At 72.2% G+C, this 21117-nt stretch carries 19 protein-coding genes; 13 read left to right on the top strand and 6 right to left on the bottom strand.

What is annotated here, in order from left to right; all coding sequences use genetic code 11:
* Nucleotides 1–5: 5 nt before the first annotated feature.
* A complete protein-coding gene (locus AB0F56_RS17450) occupies nucleotides 6–2138 on the bottom strand; it encodes an FUSC family protein (protein WP_362009977.1) in 2133 nt (710 codons plus the stop codon).
* Nucleotides 2139–2251: 113 nt separating this feature from the next.
* Between AB0F56_RS17450 and AB0F56_RS17445 the strand changes: the two genes are divergently transcribed.
* From AB0F56_RS17445 to AB0F56_RS17430, 4 genes are all read left to right on the top strand, one after another.
* A complete protein-coding gene (locus AB0F56_RS17445; RefSeq protein WP_362009974.1) occupies nucleotides 2252–3184 on the top strand; it encodes a MurR/RpiR family transcriptional regulator in 933 nt (310 codons plus the stop codon).
* A 267-nt stretch (nucleotides 3185–3451) separates the two neighbouring features.
* A complete protein-coding gene (locus AB0F56_RS17440) occupies nucleotides 3452–3841 on the top strand; it encodes a hypothetical protein (RefSeq protein ID WP_362009972.1) in 390 nt (129 codons plus the stop codon).
* A 103-nt stretch (nucleotides 3842–3944) separates the two neighbouring features.
* Complete coding sequence (locus AB0F56_RS17435) at nucleotides 3945–4388, top strand: DUF6325 family protein (protein ID WP_362009970.1); 444 nt, start codon at nucleotides 3945–3947, stop codon at nucleotides 4386–4388.
* A gap of 51 nt (nucleotides 4389–4439) precedes the next feature.
* Complete coding sequence (locus tag AB0F56_RS17430) at nucleotides 4440–4718, top strand: SHOCT domain-containing protein (RefSeq protein WP_362009967.1); 279 nt, start codon at nucleotides 4440–4442, stop codon at nucleotides 4716–4718.
* A 24-nt stretch (nucleotides 4719–4742) separates the two neighbouring features.
* On the opposite strand, the gene AB0F56_RS17425 is transcribed toward AB0F56_RS17430, so the two are convergent.
* The gene (locus tag AB0F56_RS17425; RefSeq protein ID WP_362009965.1) at nucleotides 4743–4928 is read right to left on the bottom strand and encodes a CsbD family protein; all 186 of its coding nucleotides are present in this window, start codon (nucleotides 4926–4928) and stop codon (nucleotides 4743–4745) included.
* A 175-nt stretch (nucleotides 4929–5103) separates the two neighbouring features.
* Between AB0F56_RS17425 and AB0F56_RS17420 the strand changes: the two genes are divergently transcribed.
* Complete coding sequence (locus AB0F56_RS17420; RefSeq protein ID WP_362009962.1) at nucleotides 5104–5763, top strand: HdeD family acid-resistance protein; 660 nt, start codon at nucleotides 5104–5106, stop codon at nucleotides 5761–5763.
* An 18-nt stretch (nucleotides 5764–5781) separates the two neighbouring features.
* On the opposite strand, the gene AB0F56_RS17415 is transcribed toward AB0F56_RS17420, so the two are convergent.
* On the bottom strand, nucleotides 5782–6204 hold the full coding sequence (locus AB0F56_RS17415; RefSeq protein WP_362009959.1) for a secondary thiamine-phosphate synthase enzyme YjbQ: 423 nt from the start codon (nucleotides 6202–6204) through the stop codon (nucleotides 5782–5784).
* Nucleotides 6205–6504: 300 nt separating this feature from the next.
* Between AB0F56_RS17415 and AB0F56_RS17410 the strand changes: the two genes are divergently transcribed.
* The 5 genes from AB0F56_RS17410 to AB0F56_RS17390 all read left to right on the top strand — a co-directional run bounded on the left by AB0F56_RS17410 (nucleotide 6505) and on the right by AB0F56_RS17390 (nucleotide 11579).
* Nucleotides 6505–7371 carry an ABC transporter permease gene (locus AB0F56_RS17410; RefSeq protein WP_362009956.1) on the top strand — a complete coding sequence of 289 codons (867 nt, stop codon included), beginning with the start codon at nucleotides 6505–6507 and terminating at the stop codon, nucleotides 7369–7371.
* Nucleotides 7344–8078, top strand: a complete 735-nt coding sequence (locus tag AB0F56_RS17405; protein ID WP_362009954.1) for an ABC transporter ATP-binding protein — start codon at nucleotides 7344–7346, stop codon at nucleotides 8076–8078. Before AB0F56_RS17410 ends, AB0F56_RS17405 begins: the two co-directional genes overlap by 28 nt.
* 33 nt (nucleotides 8079–8111) lie before the next feature.
* On the top strand, nucleotides 8112–9146 hold the full coding sequence (locus tag AB0F56_RS17400; protein WP_362009952.1) for an ABC transporter substrate-binding protein: 1035 nt from the start codon (nucleotides 8112–8114) through the stop codon (nucleotides 9144–9146).
* Nucleotides 9143–10357 carry an LLM class flavin-dependent oxidoreductase gene (locus AB0F56_RS17395; RefSeq protein WP_362009949.1) on the top strand — a complete coding sequence of 405 codons (1215 nt, stop codon included), beginning with the start codon at nucleotides 9143–9145 and terminating at the stop codon, nucleotides 10355–10357. Before AB0F56_RS17400 ends, AB0F56_RS17395 begins: the two co-directional genes overlap by 4 nt.
* 130 nt (nucleotides 10358–10487) lie before the next feature.
* The gene (locus AB0F56_RS17390; protein ID WP_362009947.1) at nucleotides 10488–11579 is read left to right on the top strand and encodes an NAD(P)-binding domain-containing protein; all 1092 of its coding nucleotides are present in this window, start codon (nucleotides 10488–10490) and stop codon (nucleotides 11577–11579) included.
* A gap of 7 nt (nucleotides 11580–11586) precedes the next feature.
* On the opposite strand, the gene mltG is transcribed toward AB0F56_RS17390, so the two are convergent.
* A complete protein-coding gene (gene mltG, locus AB0F56_RS17385; RefSeq protein WP_362009944.1) occupies nucleotides 11587–12456 on the bottom strand; it encodes an endolytic transglycosylase MltG in 870 nt (289 codons plus the stop codon).
* 327 nt (nucleotides 12457–12783) lie between these two features.
* A complete protein-coding gene (locus AB0F56_RS17380; protein WP_362009942.1) occupies nucleotides 12784–14619 on the bottom strand; it encodes an ABC transporter ATP-binding protein in 1836 nt (611 codons plus the stop codon).
* Between the two features lie 94 nt (nucleotides 14620–14713).
* Between AB0F56_RS17380 and AB0F56_RS17375 the strand changes: the two genes are divergently transcribed.
* The 3 genes from AB0F56_RS17375 to AB0F56_RS17365 all read left to right on the top strand — a co-directional run bounded on the left by AB0F56_RS17375 (nucleotide 14714) and on the right by AB0F56_RS17365 (nucleotide 19761).
* Nucleotides 14714–15157, top strand: coding sequence for a MarR family transcriptional regulator (locus tag AB0F56_RS17375; RefSeq protein ID WP_362009939.1), 444 nt, complete (start codon nucleotides 14714–14716; stop codon nucleotides 15155–15157).
* 37 nt (nucleotides 15158–15194) lie between these two features.
* A complete protein-coding gene (locus AB0F56_RS17370) occupies nucleotides 15195–18119 on the top strand; it encodes an FAD-binding and (Fe-S)-binding domain-containing protein (protein ID WP_362009937.1) in 2925 nt (974 codons plus the stop codon).
* A gap of 214 nt (nucleotides 18120–18333) precedes the next feature.
* Nucleotides 18334–19761 carry a Gfo/Idh/MocA family oxidoreductase gene (locus tag AB0F56_RS17365; protein ID WP_362009935.1) on the top strand — a complete coding sequence of 476 codons (1428 nt, stop codon included), beginning with the start codon at nucleotides 18334–18336 and terminating at the stop codon, nucleotides 19759–19761.
* An 82-nt stretch (nucleotides 19762–19843) separates the two neighbouring features.
* Here AB0F56_RS17365 and AB0F56_RS17360 read toward each other — a convergent pair whose 3' ends face one another.
* On the bottom strand, nucleotides 19844–21007 hold the full coding sequence (locus AB0F56_RS17360) for a S1 family peptidase (protein WP_362009933.1): 1164 nt from the start codon (nucleotides 21005–21007) through the stop codon (nucleotides 19844–19846).
* Between the last annotated feature and the right edge of the window lie 110 nt (nucleotides 21008–21117).

Genomic DNA, 21117 nt, shown 5'->3' with positions numbered 1-21117 from the left:
GCGCCTCACGGGGCCTTGGCCGGGGCCCCACCGTCCGTGACCCGGTCCAGGTCCGCGAGGAGGGCCTCCAGCCAGGTCTCGGCCGCGTAGTACCGGCCCGGCGCCCCTGCGGGCGAGGTTCCCTCGGGCGGGGCGTCCGGTGCGCCGGGGGTGTCCCCGGGCGACTCGAGCCGGGCGGCGAGCAGCAGCATCCGGCCCGCCACCCGGTCGCCGCGCCGGGTCAGCGCGGCGGCCGCCTCGGGATCGAGCGGCGGTACGGAGACGGGTCCCGGCGTACCGCCCTCCGGTACGGGCGGGGCGGCAAGGAGCCGGTCCGCGCCCCACAGCGCGTGGTGCCCGGTCAGCAGCACGGCCTGCCAGTCGGTCGACCGGGCCCGCTCCCCCGCCGCCGGCACCCGGGGTTCGGCCTGGAACTGCGCGTACGCCGACTCGGCCAGGACGAGCGAGCGCCGCAGGGAGGCGTGGCCGGGAGGGCCGGCCGGGTCCCGCACCCCGCCCGCCGCGATCGTCGAGGCCGTGGCCACCACCGCCTCGGCCGCCGAACGGAGCAGCGCCGTGCTGGACTGCCGTACCTCCCGCTGTGCGCCGCGCGGCCAGGCGAGGAGGCCGAAGACGGCACCGATGGCGCTGCCGATGAGGACGTCGAGCAGTCGGACCTCGGCCAACTCCCAGGTGGTGGGCGCCAGTTGGGCGAAGACCAGCGAGACCACGATCGCGAAGAACGCCTGGGCCCAGCCGACGCCCTTCACGGGCCCGACCGTGAACGTGAGCAACAGCAGCGGTACGAGCACGGCCGCGTACACCGTGGTGTCCGTCCCGACCAGGGCGAGGATCCCGGCGGTGCACAGGGCGCCGATCAGTGTGCCGGTCACGGCCTGCCGGATGACGGACCGGGTCGCGTCCAGGGTCGTCCGGGTGAGGCTCAGCGTCGCGAGCATGGCCCAGAAGCCGTGCGGGAGGGTGTCGAGGCCGGCGACGACCCGGGCGGCCGAGAGGGCCAGGCTGATCCGGACCGCGTTCTGGAAGAAGACCGACCGGGACCCCGCGTTGCCGATCAGCCGCCGCCACCACAGCTGCGGGGCCCGCATGCGCGCGTACCAGAACCGCCCGAGCGGCGGCTCGGGCCCGGCGCTGCGTCCCCGTACGGCCAGTCCCGCGGCGGTCGACAGGGCGAGGGCGGCATCCGCCAGTTCGAGCAGCGCGGCGTCACGGCGCAGGCTCACCGGGTCGGCCGAGCGCTCCCGCGCGGCGGCGAGCGCCGCCCGTTCCCGGGCCGGACTCGCGGTCCCCGCCCCAGGGACTCCGCGCAGCAGCGCGGCGGTGTCGGCCGTCGACCGCGCGACGGCGCGCAGCAGGTCGAGACCGGGCTCCGCGGGTGTCCGCCCCTCCGGCACCGCGGGCAACCGATGCAGCCGGTTGACCAGGGTCCGCGCGGCGAGACCGGTATGGGCGAGCGCCCGCGAGCGGACCCCGGGCCCGGCGGGCCGGTCCGCCTCCGGTACGTGCGAGGGGCGCAGCGACTGGGCGGCCGCACCGGCCGCGTCGCCCGCGTCCGGGGAGAGCACGTACGGCGGCCGGGCGAGCTCCCCGGCGCACCGCTCGGCGACGTCGGCGGCGCGGGCCGCGAGCTCCCGGTAGGGCACGGTCGCCGGTTCGCGGAACAGGACGGCCTCGGCGAGGACGAGCAGCAGGATCCCGACGGCGCTCCCGATCAGCCGCTCCCCCAAGGTGTCGGGGGCGTACGGCGGGAACGACGGGAGGATGTAGAGCAGTTGGAGCCCCGGCGCCGCACCGGCCGGGCGGGGCCCACCGACGGCGACGAAGGCGAGCGCGAAGCCGATGACCAGCATGCCGGCCACCGCGCTCGCGGTCCGCACGGCCAGGAACGTCCCCACGACGACGAGGAGCAGGGCCACCGGCACCACCCGCAGCAGGACGACCGCCCGCTGCCGCCCGGTCCCCGGGATGCGCGAGAGACCCCCCAGCGAGACCGCGCCGAACAGCGCGTAGGTCGCGGCGACGGTCTCCCCGAACCCGTACAGGAACAGGTAGAACCCGCCCGCCGCGGCCACCGTGACCCGCACCGAGTTGCGGGCCGCACCCACGTAGGCGGCGGGCACCCGCGGCAAACCGCTCACCCCACCAGCATCGACCACACCTCGGTCCACGGCACCCCGCACCGATCTCTGCCCCATGCGGCCACCGTTCGTGAACTATCTTGGGCGGCATCGGGACGAAAGGGAGGCACCCCGTGCCATCAGGGCAGCAGGCGCGTGCGCAGGCGGCGGCGATCACACCTGGCACGCACGGCTCGGAGGCGGAGGCGGAGCAGGCGTCGCCCGTCGACCAGGTGCGCGCGCTCTTCGGCGGTCACCGGCTCTCCCCCGGCCAGCGGCGCATCGCCCAGTTCCTGATCGACCACCTCACCGAGGCCGCGTTCCTGTCGATCACCGAACTGGCGGAGCGCGTGGGCGTGAGCCAGCCGTCCGTGACCCGGTTCGCGTCGTCGCTCGGTTTCAGCGGATATCCCGCGCTCAGGGACGCCCTCCAGCCCATCGCGCTCAGCGCGATCGCCGGATCGCCCGAGGGGCGGGAGGCGCGGCGGCGCAACGAGCTCCAGGCGGCGGTCGACGCCGAGATCGAGAACCTGGCCTCACTGCGCCGCTCCCTCGCGAGCACCGACCAGATCCTCGACATCGGACGTGAGCTGGCCCGCTCCACCCCGCTCACGGTCCTCGGCCTGCGCATCTCGGCCTCCCTCGCCGAGTACTTCGCCTACGCCGCGCGGCGCATCCACCCCGATGTGCGGGTCGTGACCCGCGGCGGCAGCGTCGCCTACGACGCGCTGCTCCAGTCGCGCGAGGCGGGCGGCACCTGGGTGCTGGCCTTCGCGATGCCCCGCCACTCCAAGGAGACCCTCGCCGCCATGAGGGCGGCCCGCGGCGCGGGGCTGCGCGTCGCGCTGATCACGGACCTGGCGCTCGGCCCGCTGGTCCACGAGGCCGACGTGAGCTTCACCGCCGGTACGGGCTCGCGGCTCGTGTTCGACTCCTACTCGGCGCCGGGAGTCCTGTCCGCGGCCATCCTCCAGGCGATGGCGGACGCCGATCCTGAGCGGACCCAGGTCCGGCTGGAGAAGTACGAGCAGGCGTCGGAGCAGTACGACTTCTTCCTGGAGGACTGACCGGGTCCCACCTGCGCCCTTTCACGCCTCCAGGTCGAATGAATTTTTTCATGCCCTTGCGTACTCGACGGTATATATATTTACTACAGAGGCCCCGCGGGCACGGGCAGAACAGCGTCGGGTCGGCCCCCTCCTCCTCAGTCGGCCCCTGAGTTGTTCCACAGGGAGCACTCCGCGCCACACGGGTGCCCCCGCGGCGGCTCCGGTCAACCCCTGGGCCGGAGCCGTCGCGCCCCTCCCAACAGGAACCTCCCAAAGGCGACGACGATGTCCCACCTCCTTCAGGCCCACGCCGACTGGCCCTACACGGTCGCGACCCCCGGCAACCGCAACTGGGAGACCACGGCCGTCCGCTGGCTGCGCGACCTCCTGCCGGCCCGGTACGGCGGCTACACCACCCTCACGCACCACCCGGTCCTGCTGGCCCGCCACGCCCAGCTGCAGGTCGAGCACGAGATCCGTGCGGTACGGGTGGCGATGCAGACCTGCCGCGCGGAACTGCCCACCCTGGGCGTCTCCGGCCCGACGATCGAGAGCACGATCAGGCTCTACGCCGTCGAACTGGACCAACTGAGCCGCCTGGCCCGCGGCGTCCGCCTGGTCACGTCGGCGCTCCTCGCCAACGACCAGACCCCCCGCCGCCAGGCCCGCGTCTGACGGACCCGCCCCCACGCGCCCGTCGCGAGGCCGTACCGGATGCACCGCGCGACAACCGGTGTTGGAATGGCGATCAGGGGCCTCCAGGATCAGAGGTGACGTGGTGAGCGAGCAATTCGACGAGATCGGCCCCATCGACTATCTGGTGATCGAGTTTCCAGGCAACCGCATGACGGGCGAGGGCTTCCCGCTCCTGGTCGACCTGGTGGACCGCGGCCTCATCCGGATCCTCGACCTGATGTTCATCAGGAAGGACGAGGACGGTTCGGTGACCGCGCTGGAGATCGCGGATCTCACCGGGGACGGCCATCTCGACCTCGCCGTCTTCGAAGGCGCCCAATCGGGGTTGCTCGGCCAGGACGACCTGGAGGAAGCCGCGAGCGCCGTCGAGCCCGGCAACTCCGCCGGTCTGCTGATCTACGAGAACGTGTGGGCCGCGCCGTTCGCCGCCGCCCTGCGGCGGGGCGGAGCCCAGTTGGTCGCCTCCGGGCGCGTGCCCGTACAAGCCATCCTCGCGTCGCTCGAAGCGACCGAGGAAACGGGGTGACCCGTCGCCGTTCGCGCGACGACCTCGCGTGAGATGTGAGAGGAGAACGCGATGCCAGGTCTACTTCGCGGAGTGGCCCGCACGGCGGTCGTCGCGGGTACGGCGACCGCGGTGTCCAACCGCGTGTCGCGCCGCCAGCAGGGTCGCTGGGCCGCTCAGCAGGGCTATCAGACGCAGGTGGCCGAACCGCCGCCGGCTCCCGCTCCCCCGCCGGCCGACGACGGCATGGAGAGCAAACTGGACCAGCTCAAGCAACTCGGGGAGCTGAAAGAGCAGGGAGTGCTCACCGAAGCCGAATTCGAGGAGCAGAAGCGCCGGATCCTCGGCTGACCGGCCCTTCGGAAGGGTCGAGGGTTACGAGCGATCACGCTTGAGCGAGTCCACGATTCCCTCGGCCCGGTGGCGAACGCTCTTCGCCTTCTCACGGAGCTTGGCTTTCGTCTGGTCCGTCCTGCCCTCGGCCTCGAGGCGCTCGTGGCCGGTGATCTTTCCGGCGATCTCCTTGAGTCTGCCCTTGGCCTTGTCCATGGCGTCACTCATGGTCGCGATCCTCCGTCCCATCGTTTCCCCCACTCCACGCTAGGTTCGGACGCCCCCGGGTGCTCGTCGGCCGGCTCGCGTGGAAGCACCGTGGCGCCCGGCCGAAGGCGGCGGCCACGCGAAGAGCGCACACTGGCACTGGAGCGATCCACACGTGCGGGCGTGAGGAGGACACATGTCAATGCCACAAGGCTCCTCACCCGGTGCCGGACCGGAGGACACGGCCGGGAGGGCGCCCACGGCTCCCCCGGTCGACCCCGCGGACCAGCTGGCACGTCTCGGCCGGTCCTGGACCTGGCTCATGGGCGCGGCGCTGGCGACACTCGTACCGGGCATCCTGGCGCTCGTCTGGCCGGACGTGACCCTGCACGTCCTGGCCGTGCTCATCGGGCTCTACCTGCTGGTGATCGGCGTCTTCCGCTTCGTGGCCGTGTTCGGCCGCGACAGCGGCGACCGCGTGCCCGGCCTGATCGTGGCCGTCCTGTGTGTCCTGGGCGGGGTGCTGTGCCTGAGGAACCCGCTCCAGACGATCGCCGCGCTCTCGCTCATCGTCGGCGCGGTCTGGCTGGTGTCCGGGATCGTCACCCTGTACTCCGCCGTCGCCACCAAGAGCATGCCGCACCGCGGCATCGTCATGGCCGTCGCGGCCCTCGGCATCGTCGCGGGAATCGTGGTCCTGGCGCTTCCGACAGAGTCGGCCCAGACCCTGACCAGGCTGCTCGGCCTGTGGCTCGTCCTCATCGGCCTGGCCGAGGCCGCGGTCGCCCTGGCGTGGCGGTCGGCCCTGCGCAGGGCGGGCATCACGGGCCGCGAAGCGTCCGGCCCGGCCACCTGACGGTCCCACCGGCACGGCTCACTGCCCGAGGAACGTCAGCCGCACCTGACGCTCCGGGTTGTCCTTGTTGGTGTCGACGAGGCAGATCGACTGCCAGGTGCCCAGCTCCAGGCGGCCGCCCAGGACCGGCAGGGTCGCGTGGGGTGGGACCAGGGCGGGGAGGACGTGGTCGCGGCCGTGGCCCGGGGAGCCGTGGCGGTGTTGCCAGCGGTCGTCGGCCGGGAGGAGGTGGTGGAGCGCCGTCAGGAGGTCGGTGTCGCTGCCCGCGCCGGTTTCGAGGATGGCCAGGCCGGCCGTGGCGTGGGGGACGAAGAGGTTGAGGAGGCCGTCCTGGGCCGGGGCGGTCTCGGTGAGGAAGTCCGCGCAGGCTCGGGTCAGGTCGGTGACCGTCTCCGAGGAGCCGGTGGTGAGCGTCAGGACGCGGGTGCTGAAGGTCGACATGGGACCATCCTGCCGCTCACAGCGCGGGACGGCGCGTCCACGCTCCGAGACGGCATTGACCGCCACCGGAACGAGTCGCTACGTTCGCGCCATGTTGCGTACAGCCCTGCTCACCACGCGCGGTCACATCGACCTGCTGCGGGTGGCCTCCGCCGCGTGTCGTCGCGGCTGCTGACGCCCTCTCACACCCTGAGTTCTCCGCGCTGACCCCCCTCGCCGCCCGCCGTTTCCGGCGCGTGCGCGGGCGCTGACGCGTACTCATTCGTCTCCCCTCCCTTTTCCTCCCTGCGGAGTGACCTCATGACGGTCGGCCATGCCCCGCCCGCTTCACTGCCGGACATATCCCCTGTTTCGCTACTTGAGGAGGTGACCCCCGACGCTCGCAGCGGTTCCGGGCGGCTCGCGCGCACGCCGCGCTGGTTGCGGCGGGCCGTCGGGCCCCTGCTGTTGCTCGTCACCTGGCAGGTGCTCAGTTCGGCCGGTGTTCTGCCCGCCGACGTGCTCGCCTCCCCCGGGACCATCGCCCGCGCCGGTGGAGAGCTGATCGCCGACGGCACCCTGCCGCACGCCATGGGCGTCTCCCTCCAACGCGTCGCCGTCGGGCTGCTGTTGGGCGGCACGATCGGGGTGTCGCTCGCGCTGGTCTCAGGGCTCTCGCGGCTCGGCGAGGATCTCGTCGACGCGACCGTGCAGATGCTGCGGACCGTCCCCTGGGTGGGGCTCATCCCGCTGTTCATCATCTGGCTGGGCATCGGCGAGGCGCCCAAGGTGGCGCTCATCGCGCTCGGTGTCGCCTTCCATCTGTATCTGAACGTGTACGCCGGCATCCGGGGTGTCGACGCCCAACTGGTCGAGGCCGGGGAGTCGTTGGGCCTCAAGCGCTGGGGGCTGATCCGGCACGTGGTGCTGCCCGGGGCGCTGCCGGGCGCCATGACCGGGCTGCGGTACTCCCTCGCGACCGCGTGGCTCGCGCTCGTCTTCGGGGAGTCGATCAACGCCGACGCCGGCATCGGCTTCCTGATGAACCAGGCGCGGGAGTTCTTCCGTACCGACGTCATCGTCGTCTGCCTCGTCGTCTACGCCTTCCTCGGCCTGTTGGCCGACGCCGTCGTCCGTACTCTCGAAAGGCTGCTGCTGCAATGGCGACCGACCTTCACCGGGCAGTGACCGTCGAGGGGCTGACCCGCTCCTTCGACGGCCGTCCCGTCATCGACGACCTCGATCTGACCCTGCGGGCGGGCGAGTTCACCGCGCTCCTCGGACACAGCGGCTGCGGCAAGTCCACGCTGCTTCGGGTCCTCGCGGGGCTCGACCGGGAGATCTCCGGGACCGTCCTCGTGCCCCGGCGCCGGGCGGTCGCCTTCCAGGCGCCCCGTCTGATGCCGTGGAAGCGGGTGTGGCGCAACGTGCTGCTCGGGCTCCCGGGCAGGCCCGAACGGGCCGTCGCCGAGCGGGCGTTGGACGAGGTCGGGCTCAGCCACCGCTCGGGCGCCTGGCCCAAGACCCTGTCCGGCGGTGAGGCCCAGCGCGCCTCGCTCGCCCGCGCCCTCGTCCGGGAACCGGACCTCCTGCTGCTCGATGAGCCGTTCGGGGCCCTCGACGCGCTCACCCGTATCAAGGCCCAGCGTCTGGTGGCCGAGTTGTGGCAGCGGCGCGGGTGCGCAGTGCTGCTCGTGACGCACGACGTCGACGAGGCGCTGCTCCTCGCCGACCGCGCCCTGGTGATGCGGGACGGAGTCATCGCGTACGACACGCCCGTCGCCCTCGACCGCCCTCGCGCCGCCGGCGACCCCGCCTTCGCCGCCCTGCGCTCCCGTCTCCTCGCCGAGCTCGGCGTCGAGGCCGAGCTCCCCGCCGTCCACCAAGCCGCCTGACCTCCGCGACCCGAGAGACCCGAGAGACCCTCCATGAAGCGCTCACTCCTGCCCGCCGTCCTCCTCCTTCCCCTCGCGCTGCTCGCCTCCGCCTGCTCCTCCCCCTCGTCAGCCGACTCGGGATCCAACTCCGACGGCAAGGGCTCCGTCGTCCTCAACGTCGGTGACCAGAAGGGTGGTTCGGAGGCCGTCCTGCGTGCGGCCGGCGAACTCGACGATCTGCCCTACCGCATCCAGTGGTCGACCTTCACCTCCGGACCACCACTCCTGGAGGCGGTCAACGCCAAGGCCGTCGACATCGGTTCGGTCGGCAACACCCCGCCCGTCTTCGCCGCCGGCGCCGACTCGAAGATCACCGTGGTCGCCGCCACGCACAGCGACTCGGCCGGCGAGGCGATCCTCGTGCCGAAGGATTCGCCGATCCGCACCCCCAAGGAGCTGAAGGGCCGTACGGTCGCCGTCGCCCAAGGCAGCTCCGCCCACTACCAGTTGGTCGCCTCGCTCAAGCAGGCGGGGCTCACGCTCGACGACATCAAGGTGACCCTGCTGCAGCCCGCCGACGCGCTCGCCGCGTTCACCAGCGGCAAGGTCGACGCGTGGGCCGTCTGGGACCCGTACACCTCACAGGTCCTCGCCAACGGCAAGGCGCGGATCCTGACCGACGGCCGGGGCGTGGTCAACGGGCTCGGATTCTCGGTCGCCTCGCCCGCCGCGCTCGCCGACAAGGAGAAGGCCGCGGCGATCGGCGACTTCATCGACCGGCTGCGGCGCGCCCAGGACTGGGTCTACGACCACCCGGACGTCTGGGCCAAGGTCTGGGCGAAGGAGACCGGGCTGCCCTACGAGGTGGCGCTCGCCGCCGTGAAGCGCAGCAGCGGCACCCGGATCGCGGTCGCGCTCGACAAGGAGGCGATCGCCTCCGAGCAGGCGATCGCCGACACCTTCGCCGAACTGAAGCTGATCCCACGGAAGTTCGACTTCGCCGACTACGTCGACACCCGCTTCAACAAGAACCTGCCGCCGTCCACCACCGCGCCGCGCGGCTACGGAAAGGGAGCCACCTCATGACCGTCCATCTGCACTGGTTCCTGCCGACCGGCGGCGACGGCCGTACGCTCGTCGACCGGCACGCCTACACCGACGGCGGCATCACCCGGTCCCGCGCCGTGACCGGCGTACGCGCCCCCGACATCGACTATCTGACCCAGATCGCCAAAGCTGCCGAGCAGTTGGGCTTCGAGGCCGTCCTGACCCCGACCGGCACGTGGTGCGAGGACGCCTGGCTGACGACGGCGGCGCTCGCCCAGCACACCGAGCGGCTCAAGTTCCTGGTGGCGTTCCGTCCTGGCGTGATCTCGCCCGTCCTCGCGGCACAGATGGCCGCCACGTATCAGCGGCTCACCCGGGGGCGGCTGCTGCTCAACGTCGTGACCGGCGGCGACTCGGTGGAGCAGCGGCGCTTCGGCGACCACCTCGACCACGACCGGCGCTATGCCCGCACGGCCGAGTTCCTGAAGGTCGTGCGCGGGGCGTGGACCGGGCAGCCGTACGACTTCGAGGGCGAGCACTACCAGGTCGAGGGCGCGCTGACCGCCCTGCCGCCGGACCCCCTGCCGGAGATCTTCTTCGGCGGCTCGTCGGCGGCGGCCGGGCCGGTCGCGGCGGAGCACGCGGACGTGTATCTGACCTGGGGCGAGCCGCCGTGGCAGGTCAAGGAGAAGATCGACTGGATCCGGAAGCTCGCCGAGGAGCGCGGACGCGAGGTGCGGTTCGGCATCCGGCTGCACACCATCTCCCGGGACTCCGCACGAGAGGCGTGGACGGTGGCGGACCGGCTGCTGTCCGACCTCGACGCGGAGACGATCGCGGCCGCGCAGCAGACGCTCGGCCGCAGCGAGTCGGTCGGTCAGCAGCGGATGCTGGCGCTGCACGGCGGCGGCTCGCTCGACCGGGACAAGCTGGAGATCGCGCCGAACCTGTGGGCGGGCGTCGGTCTCGTGCGGGGTGGGGCCGGCACCGCGCTCGTGGGCAGCCACGCCGATGTGGCCGACCGGATCGAGGAGTACCACGACCTCGGGGTGGAGCACTTCGTGCTCTCCGGCTACCCGCATCTGGAGGAGGCCTACTGGTTCGGGGAGGGCGTGACCCCCGAACTCGCGGCGCGCGGTCTCCTGCCGAGGATCCCCGCCTCACCGCTGCTCGGCGTCCCGGCCGCCAACGGGCGCCCGGCGTCCGCGCCCGGCGGCGCCCCGCTGCTCCTGGCGGGCGGCGGGCGGTAGCGCCGGGCGGTGGACGGCGGGTGAGAGACGCGGTGCCCGGTGTCCCCTTCTGGGGTGGGGGACACCGGGCACCGCCTGCGGCAGCGACGAGGGCGGGAAGATCCTCGGCCCCTCCACGGTTAGTGGAATCGTGAACGATTTCGGGGTACGAGACGTGGACGTCGTCGTCATCGGTGCGGGCCAGGCCGGGCTCTCCGCCGCCTACCACCTGCGCCGCACCGGCCTGGTCCCCGACCGGGACTTCGTCGTCCTCGACCACGCCCCGCGCCCCGGCGGGGCCTGGCAGTTCCGCTGGCCCTCGCTCACGTACGGCAAGGTCCACGGCATGCACGCGCTGCCCGGCATGGAGCTGACCGGCGCCGACGACCGCCGGCCCTCGTCCGAGGTGATCGGCGCGTACTTCGCGGCGTACGAGGACCGCTTCGACCTGCGCGTCCACCGACCGGTGGAGGTGCGCGCCGTCCGTGAGGGCGAGGGCGGCCGGCTGCTCGTGGAGACCTCGGAGGGGACGTACGCCACCCGCTCGCTGATCAACGCGACCGGCACCTGGGACCGCCCCTTCTGGCCCCGCTACCCGGGCCAGGAGACCTTCCGCGGCCGTCAGCTGCACACCGCGAACTACCCCGGCCCCGAGGAGTTCGCAGGTCAGCGGGTGATCGTCGTGGGCGGCGGAGCCTCCGGGACCCAGCACCTGATGGAGATCGCCGAGGTCGCCGCGGAGACCACCTGGGTGACGCGGCGCGAGCCCGTCTACCGCGAGGGCCCGTTCGACGAGACGGTCGGCCGGGCGGCGGTCGCGCTGGTCGAGGAGCGGGTACGGAAGGGGCTGCCGCCGCAGAGCGTCGTCTCCGTCACGGGCCTGCCGCTCACCGACGCCATCCGCGAGGCCCGCCGAAGCGGTGTGCTGGACCGGAACCCCATGTTCGACCGCATCACCCCGACCGGTGTGGCCTGGGCCGACGGCCGGACCGTCGACGCCGACGTGATCCTCTGGGCCACGGGCTTCCGCGCCGCGATCGACCACCTGGCCCCGCTCCGCCTCCGCGAGCCGGGCGGCGGCATCCAGGTGGAGGGGACGCGCGCGGTACGGGACGAGCGCGTCCATCTCGTCGGGTACGGGCCTTCGGCCTCGACGATCGGCGCCAACCGGGCCGGGCGCGCGGCCGTCACCGAGATCCGCCGTCTCCTGGAGCGGCAGCCGGAGCCGGTGGCCGTACCGTAAGGCGCGGTCAGCCCTCTCCCCTGGCCGCACGACGAACGAGGTTGAACTCCTCGACGTTCCTCTGGTGTTCGGCGTAGTCGGCGGTGAACCGGGTGTCCCCCGGCTGCACGGTCACGAAGTACAGCCAGTCGCCCTTGGCCGGTTCGATGGCGGCCGTCATCGCCTGCTCCCCCGGGTTCCCGATCGGGGTGGGCGGGAGGCCGGTGCGCTCGTAGGTGTTGAAAGGGCTCTCGATCTTGGTGTCCGCGTGGGTGGTGTCCACGGTGGAACGGCCCAGGGCGTAGTTCAGGGTCGAGTCCATCTGGAGCGCCATGCCCCGGGCGAGCCGGTTGTAGACGACCCGGGCGACCTTACCCATGTCCTCGGTGGTGTCGGCCTCCGCCTGGACGATGCTCGCGATGATCACCGTCTGGTGCACGCTGACGCCGTTGCGCTGGGCGCCCGCGGTGATGTGCTCGGCGCCGAAGCGCTTGCCGGCCGTCTGGACCATGTAGCGGAGGAGGCTCTCCGGGGTGGTCGCCGACACGACCGGATAGGTCGCGGGGAAGAGGTACCCCTCGGGGTTTCCCGCTGCGGCGCCCGGCAGACCCAGGGGGGTGGCCGGAGTGTCGGCGGCCCTGCGCGTGCTGCCCGCGGCGAGGCCGAGGGAGCGGTCGACGGCCGTGTAGACCTGTCCGGCCCGCCAGCCCTCGGGGATGAGGAGCGTCCGCTGTTTCTCGGGGGCGGGCTTCTCCTGGCCGCCGAGGAGCAGCAGCAGGGGGACGGTGATCGCCGCGGCCACGGCGAGGGCGGCGCCGATGAGCAGGGCGATCCGGCCGCGCCGGGTGAGCCGGGGGCGGCGGCGACGGCGTTCGGGCTGCCAGGACCGGTACGTCATGGGCGCACGCTAACCCGGCCCGCCCGCGAATCCGGGGAGCCCCGCACACGCGGCGGCGCCGCCGGCCCCCTGGGACGGGGGACCGGCGGCGCCGCTTTCTCCTGCCGGGCGAACCGGGCGGAAGGGTCGGACGGACCAGCCGTCAGACGAGCCAGCCCAGGAAGTGGAAGACGCCGGCGAGCAGGTTGGTGATGACGTTCATGGTGGTGCTTCTCCTTGTGCAAAGTGGATCTGTGGGACAGTGCGCGGTCGCGGTCTGCAGCCCGTCGCTTGCGCACCGTAATCATCAGCTGCCACAAGGGAGTTGAGCAACGAATCCGGGAACGATCACACGTTCTGGGGAACAACCGCTCCCACGTTCGCGTGTTCGTCTCTGCGCACCAGGGCTGCGTACCGGCCGTCGCGGGCGAGGAGCTCCTCGTGGGTGCCGCGCTCGGCGATCCGGCCCGCGTCGAGGACCACGATCTGGTCGGCGTCCCGGACGGTGGAGAGCCGGTGGGCGATGGTGATCGTGGTGCGTCCGGCGGAGAGGGCGTCGATGGCCTGCTGGACGGCGTGTTCGGTACGGGTGTCCAGGGCGCTGGTCGCCTCGTCGAGGATGAGCACGGGCGGGTCGCGCAGGATGGTGCGGGCGATGGCGAGGCGCTGCTTCTCGCCGCCCGAGAAGCGGTAGCCGCGCTCGCCGACGAGGGTGTCGTACCCGTCGGGCAGGCCGGCGATGTGGTCGTGGATCTGCGCGGCGCGGGCGGCCTCGTGGATCTCCTCGTCGGTGGCGTCGGGCTTGGCGAAGCGCAGGTTGTCGGCGACCGAGGCGTGGAAGAGGTACGTCTCCTGGGAGACCACGCCGACCGCCCGGGCGAGGCTGTCGAAGTCGAGCTCGCGGACGTCGACGCCGTCGATGAGGACCCGGCCGCCGGTCACGTCGTAGAGCCGGGGGACGAGGTAGCTGAGGGTGGACTTGCCGGACCCGGTGGGGCCGACCACGGCGAGGCTGCCGCCGGCCGGGACGGTCAGGTCGACGGCGTCGAGCGTGGGCCGGCCCGCGTTCTCGGGGTCGTAGCGGAAGTCCACGTTCTCGAAGGTGACCTCGCCGCTGATCTTCGGGAGCCGGACCGGGTCGGCGGGCTCGGTGATGGAGACGGGCAGGTCGAGGTATTCGAAGATCCGCTGGAAGAGCGCGAGCGAGGTCTGCATCTGGACGCCGGTGGAGAGCAGGCTCACGGTCGGCCGGAAGAGGCCCTGCTGGAGCGAGACGAAGGCGACCAGGGTGCCAAGCGAGATGGCGGGGCCGCCGGTCTGGAGGGCGAGGCCCGCGGCCCAGTAGATCAGCGCGGGCATGGCGGCCATGACGATGCCGATGGTGGACATCCGCCAGCGTCCGGCCATGGAGGAGCGCACTTCGAGGTCGACGAGGCGCTCGGACTCTTCGGCGAAGGACCTGGTCAGCGAGTCGGAGCGGCCCATGGTGCGGCCGAGGAGGATGCCGCTGACGGAGAGCGACTCGGTGACGGTCGCGGCCATGACGGCCATCTGCTTCTGCCGCTGCGTGGTGATCTTCTTGCGCTCGCGGCCGACGCGGCGGCTGATCCAGACGAAGACCGGCAGCAGGAGCAGCGAGACGACGGTGAGCCGCCAGTCGAGCGCGAGCATCGCGACGACGGTGGCGACGACGGCGGTGAGGTTCGAGACGAGGGAGGTGGCGGTCGAGGTGACCGTCGCCTGCATGCCGCCGATGTCGTTGGCGATCCGGGACTGGACCTCGCCGGTGCGCGTGCGGGTGAAGAAGGCGAGCGGCATCCGCTGCAGCTGGCCGTAGACGGCGGTGCGCAGGTCGTGCATCACGCGCTGGCCGACGGTGGTGGAGATCAGCGTTTGGAGCACGCCGAAGACGCTGGTCATCACGGCGGTGACGATCATGCCGAGGGCGAGCAGGCTGAGCAGCCCGGTGCGGCCCTGCGGGATCGCGACGTCCAGGATCTCCTTGAGCAGGAAAGGTGACGCCACCGACACCAGCGACGAGGCACCGACGAGCAGGCCGACGAGCGCGAGCCGCCCGCGGTAGGGACGGAAGAGCCGCAGGATGCGCCGCGTCTGGGCGGGCTCCTTCGGCTGCGTGGCATCACGGGGCGGGGGCGTCCATTCGGACTCTTCATGGATACGCATGGGCTCCTACGACGGTGTGAGAGGTCAGGACGATCAGAGCATAGCTCACTGTTACCTATACTCACAATGAACCAGGTCCTGATATTGTTCCCCCATGAACAGCCCCGACGCCGACGGCCTCCTCGCCGAGCAGCTCCTCCGCCTCACCCGCCGGCTGCAGCGCAGCCAGAAGCGGCTGCTCGAGCCGGTCGGCATCACCCCCGCCCAGTCCCGGCTGCTGCGCACGGTCGCGCATTACGAGCAGCCGCCCCGGATGGCCGATCTCGCCGAGCGCCTGGAGGTGGTCCCGCGGGCCGTCACCAGTCTCGTGGACGGTCTGGAGGCCGCGGGGCGGGTCCGCCGTGTGGCCGATCCGACGAACCGACGGGTCATCAGGATCGAGCTGACGGACACCGGTCGGGAGACGCTGCGCGCGTTGCGCAGCGCGCGTCGCGCGGCCGCAGAGGACATCCTTGCTCCATTGACCGTCGACCAGCGCGAGGTGCTCGGAGGTCTGCTGTCCGCTCTGGTCGACCACGTGCCGGAGCGCCGCTGCTGACCGCTCGGGTGCCGGGAGCGCCGAGGGGAGCCGTGACATGCCACTGCTGGAGCCGAACCCGCAGGCCCTGCGGCCCGGTACGGAGCGCACTCCCGCCCCCGACCGGGTTCCCGACCTCCAGTCCCGGGGCACCCCGCGCCGGCTGCGGGAGGAGCTGGTCGCGCTCCTCGGCCCCGAGAAGGTCCTCTCGAAGATCTCCGACCTCGTGCGGTACGCCTCCGACGCCAGCCCCTACCGCTTCGTGCCGCAGGTCGTCGTGGTCGCGGAGGACATCGACGACATCTCCGCCGTCCTGTCGTACGCCCACGGCAAGGGCCGCGAGGTGGTGTTCCGGGCGGCCGGGACCAGTCTGAACGGGCAGGCGCAGGGCGAGGACATCCTCGTCGACGTGCGGCGGCACTGGGTCGGTGTCGAGGTGCTCGACGACGGCGCCCGCGCCCGGATCCGCCCCGGCACCACCGTCGTCCGGGCCAACGCGGCCCTCGCCCGGTACGGCCGGGTCCTCGGCCCCGACCCGGCGAGCGCCGTCGCCTGCACGATCGGCGGGGTCGTCGCCAACAACGCCTCGGGCATGACGGCGGGGACGACCAGGAACTCGTACCGTACGGTCTCCTCCCTCACCGTCGTCCTGCCGAGCGGCACCGTCGTCGACACCGGCGACCCGGCCGCCGACGAGGAACTCGCCCGCGCCGAGCCCCGCCTCTGCGCGGGGCTGCTGGAGCTGAAGGCCGAGATCGAGGCGGACGGGGAGCTGGTGGACCGGATCCGCGCCAAGTACGCCATCAAGAACACCAACGGCTACCGCCTGGACGCCTTCCTGGACGGCGCGACGCCGGTGGAGATCCTGCGCGGGCTCATGGTCGGCTCGGAGGGCACGTTCGGCTTCATCTCCGAGGTCGTCTTCGACACGCTCCCGCTGGACCGCCAGGTCTCCACGGCGCTGCTCTTCTTCCCCTCGCTGACCGCCGCTGCCGCCGCCGTGCCGCGCTTCAACGAGGCCGGGGCGCTCGCGGTGGAGCTGATGGACGGCAACACCCTGCGGGCCTCGGTCAGCGTCGCCGGAGTGCCCGCCGACTGGGCGGAGCTGCCCAAGGAGACGACGGCGCTCCTGGTGGAGTTCCGCGCCCCGGACACCGCCGCGCAGGAGGCGTACGAGCGGGCGGCCGCCGCCGTTCTCGCGGAGCTCGAGCTCGTCGCGCCCGTCGCGTCGGTGGACAACGCGTTCACCCGCGACCCCGGCAGGATCGCCGGGTACTGGAAGGCCCGCAAGGCGTTCGTGACGGCGGTGGGCGGCTCGCGCCCCTCCGGTACGACGCTGATCACGGAGGACTTCGCCGTGCCGCCGGCCCGGCTCGCCGAGGCCTGCGCCGACCTCCTGGAGCTGCAGTCCCGGCACGGCTTCGACGCGGCCGTGGCCGGTCACGCCGCCCACGGCAACCTGCACTTCCTGCTGGCCTTCGACGCCGGCGACCCGGCGGACGTGGAGCGGTACGCCGCGTTCATGGACGAGTTCTGCAAGCTGACGGTCGAGCGGTTCGACGGCTCGCTCAAGGCCGAGCACGCGACCGGCCGCAACATCGCCCCGTTCCTGGAGCTGGAGTGGGGGCCGAGGGCGACGGAGCTGATGTGGCGGATCAAGGAGCTCGTCGACCCCGACGGGGTGCTGGCCCCGCGGATCGTCCTCGACCGCGACCCGCAGGCCCATCTCCGGGGCCTGAAGACGATCCCGCGGGTCGAGGACATCGCCGACCCGTGCATCGAGTGCGGCTTCTGCGAACCGACCTGTCCCAGCCAGGATCTGACGACGACTCCGCGGCAGCGCATCGTGCTGCGCCGGGAGGTGACGCGCCAGGCCGACGGCTCCGCCGTCGAGGCGAGCCTCCTGGAGGCGTACGGCTACGACGCCGTGGACACCTGCGCCGGCGACTCCACCTGCAAGCTGGCCTGCCCGGTCGGGATCGACACCGGGGCGCTGATGAAGGAGTTCCGCCATCAGCGGCACTCGACGCGCGAGGAACGGATCGCGGCGCTCGCGGCCAGGAACTTCCGGGCCGTGGAGGCCTCGGCGCGGCTCGCCGTCGCGGCGGCCGACCGGATCGGCGACCGGATCCTGGGGGCGGCGACCGGTCTGGCGCGCAAGGTGGTCCGGCCCGATCTCGTACCGGAGTGGCTGCCGCAAATCCCGGGCGCGGCCGGCCGCCTGCTCCCCCGGACGCACCGCCCGGCGGCCGTCGCCGTGTACTACCCGGCCTGTGTGAACCGGATCTTCGGTGGCCCTCAGGGGCGGCGGGGGCCGTCGCTGCCGGAGGCGGTGGTGGCGCTCTCCGGCCGGGCGGGCCGGCCGGTGTGGATCCCGGACGACGTGGCCGGTACGTGCTGCGCGACGATCTGGCACTCCAAGGGGTATGAGCGGGGCAACGTGGTGATGGCCAACCGGATCGTGGAGGCGGCCTGGGGCTGGACGGCGGGCGGGCGGCTGCCGCTGGTGGTCGACGCGTCCTCGTGCACGCTCGGCATCGCCGATGAGGTGGTGCCGTATCTCACGGACGACAACCGGGAGTTGCACGCGGCGCTGACCGTCGTCGACTCCCTGGTCTGGGCGGCGGACGAGCTGCTGCCCCGGCTCGACGTGCGCCGCACGGTGGAGTCGGCGGTGGTCCACCCGACCTGCTCGATGCGGCACCTGGGGGACGAGGAGCAGCTGACGGCGCTTGCGCGGGCGTGCGCCGAGGAGGTCGTCGTACCGGCCGACGCGGGCTGCTGCGCCTTCGCGGGCGACCGGGGCATGTTGCATCCGGAGCTGACGGCCTCGGCGACCGCCCGTGAGGCGGCCGAGGTGACGGCGCGTCCGTTCGCTCTCCATCTGTCGGCGAACCGGATGTGCGAGATCGGCATGGACCGGGCGACGGGCCGGAGCTATCAGTCGGCCCTGCTCGCCCTGGAGCGCGCGACGCGCCCCTGACGGCACGTCACCCTTTTGCCGACGGATGACGAGGTCCCTTGCCCCATGTGGGTGAGGGACCCTTGTCGTCCGCATGGTCCGGCGACGCGGAATGGAAGAGTCCAACCACCCGTCGCAAGAGTCCAATCCGCACCCTTGCGCACCACCAGTCCCTGCGGCCAGGGTCCTGAGCGGGATTCATGAGCCAGCCGTGCACACAGCTACTGGAGGTTCCATGAACGACAACGCACCGCAGCCGCCGAGCCGCCGCTCCGTTCTGCGGACCACGGCCGGGGTCGCGGGAGCGGGCATCGGCCTCGGCGCCCTGGGCACCGGAAGCGTCGAGGCCGCCGCGCCGGAGACGGCCACCGCCGCCGCGCAGCCCGCCGGGCAGACCGCCGGGACGCCCCGTCGCAGAGGCGCCACCATGGCGAACGTCCCCTTCACCAAGCGCTCCACGGTCCGGGTCGGGATCGTCGGCCTCGGCAACCGGGGCGACAGCGTGATCGATCTCTTCCTCGTCCTCCCCGGGGTGCGGGTGGTCGCGGTCTGCGACCCGGTCCGCGACAAGACGGAGCGCGCCGCCGCCAAGGTCGTCGCCGCCGGACAGCCGTCGCCGGCCGTGTACACCAACGGCGAGGACGACTACGAGAACCTCTGCAAGCGCACGGACATCGACTTCGTCTATGTGGCGACGCCGTGGGAGCTCCACTTCGAGATGGCGAAGGCCGCCCTGCTGAACGGCAAGCACGTCGGCGTGGAGTGTCCGGTCGCGATGACACTCAAGGACCTGTGGGAGCTGGTCGACCTCTCCGAGCAGACCCGCCGCCACTGCATGCAGCTGGAGAACTGCTGCTACGGCCGCAACGAGATGCGCGTCCTGCGGATGGCGCACGCGGGCAGGTTCGGCGAGCTGCTGCACGGAGCGGGGGCGTACAACCACGACCTGCGCGAACTGATGTTCTCGTCGACGTACTACGAGGGCCCGTGGCGCCGGCTCTGGCACACCCGGCTGCGCGGCGACCTCTACCCGAACCACGGCTTCGGTCCGGTCGCCAACTACATGGACGTCAACCGGGGCGACCGGGTGGTCAGCATCAGCAGCTTCGGCACCCCGGCGCTCGGACTCGCCGACTACCGGGCGAAGCACATGCCGGCGGGCGACCCGAGCTGGAAGGAGTCGTACATCGGCGCCGACCGGACGATCAGCCTGGTCCAGACGGCGAAGGGTCGAGTGATCCGCCTGGAGCACGATGTCTCGACCCCGCACCCGTACAGCAGGATCAACAGCCTGGGCGGCACGCTGGGCGTGTTCGAGGACTATCCGGAGCGGATCTATCTGGAGCCGGACCACCAGGGTCACCAGTGGGGCGACTTCGCGGCGTACGCGCAGGAGTTCGACCACTGGCTCTGGAAGGAGCACGCCAATCCGCCGGGCGGTCACGGCGGGATGGACTACATGATGATCTACCGGCTGATGCAGTGCATGCGGCTCGGTCTGGTCCCCGACTTCGACGTCTACGACGCGGCCACCTGGACGGCCCCGGTGCCGCTCAGCCACGACTCGATCAAGGCCAACGGCGCGCCGCAGGCGATCCCCGACTTCACCCGCGGCGAGTGGACGAAGGCCCGGCCCGGTATGGACTCGGTGAAGCCCGCCTAGGACGACGAGGGCCGCACCCGCTCCGGGAGCGGGTGCGGCCGTCTCTGCCGCGGGGAGGCGACAGATCAGGGGGTACGGCTGGTCACGCCGTGTGCAGGGTCAGCCCGTAGCGGCCCAGGATCTCGTTGACCGGCTGGAACCAGGTGTTGCCGCCCGAGGAGCAGTTGCCCCAGCCGCCGGACGTCACGCCCTGGGCCTGGTCGCCGGTGATGAACGAGCCGCCCGAGTCGCCGCCCTCGGCGCAGACGTCGGTACGGGTCATTTGATGGACCGCGCCCACGTCGTAGTTGACGGTCTCGTTCTTGCCGAGCACCGTGCCGCAGTGCCACTTGGTCGTGGAGCCGGAGCGGCAGATGGAGGAGCCGACCGGGGCCTCCCACGAGCCGCGCACCAGCCGGTCCGAGGTCTGCCCCCAGCCGAGCACGACGGGCACGGTCCACCAGCCGTAGCCGGTGCTCACCCACGCCATGTCGTCGCCGGGGAACGAGGAGCCCTGGAACCAGCCCATGTCGGAGCCGTCCCAGCCGCGCACGAAGGTGCCGGGGGTGCCGCAGTGCCCGGCCGTGACGAAGCCGCCGTGCACCGAGAAGCCGATGGAGCAGCGGTACTGGTGGGTGTAGTACGGGTCTCCGCCGACGGTCCCGGCGGCGAAGGTGGTCGGCGTCGCGTTCACCGTCTCGATCCGTACGGGTCCGGCGGCGCGGGCGCGGTCGAGGAAGGCCTTGACGTCGTCCTTGCCGGCCCGGTCGGCGGCGACCTGGACGACGACCTGGTTGGTGCGCACGTCGACGTGCCAACTGCCCACGGCGGCTGGTGCCTTGAGGCGGTCGATGCGGCGCTTGACCGCGTCGAGCCGGTCCGCGGAGTGGGTGACGACCTTGGCGTCGGCGCCGGTCTTCCTTACGGCCTCGGCCTTCTGGCGGTTCGTCACGGCGACGGTGAGCCTGCCGCTGTCGGCGTCGAACCAGGTGCCCGCGAAGTCGCCGCCCGCCGCCCGTTCGGCCGAGGGCTGGACGGCGAACGCCGCCTTCTCCTGGGCGAGGCGGGTGCGCGCCTGCTCGGTGAGGCCGAGGTCGCGCTGCATGGCGGCGATCAGTCCGGGTGAGGCGTCGGGATCGGGGGCCGCGGCGGCGGCGGTCGAGGGGGCGAGCGCGGCGCCGCCCCAGGTGGCGACGAGGAGGAGGGCGGAGAGGACGGTCCGTATGCCGGTTCTCCCGGCGCGGCCGGTTCCACTGGTTCGTCTCACAGTCGTGAACCCTTCTGCTGTTCCTGTGGCGTGGGGTGGGAACATCAGGTGCTCATGGCGGTGCCGAGAACTCTCCGAGTGGCGCGTTGAGAGCGCTCTCTGGAGGGAGA

Origin of the sequence: Streptomyces sp. NPDC026092 (assembly GCF_040638605.1) — a bacterium.
GTDB lineage: Bacteria > Actinomycetota > Actinomycetes > Streptomycetales > Streptomycetaceae > Streptomyces.
This window is presented reverse-complemented; position numbering and strand designations above follow the sequence as displayed.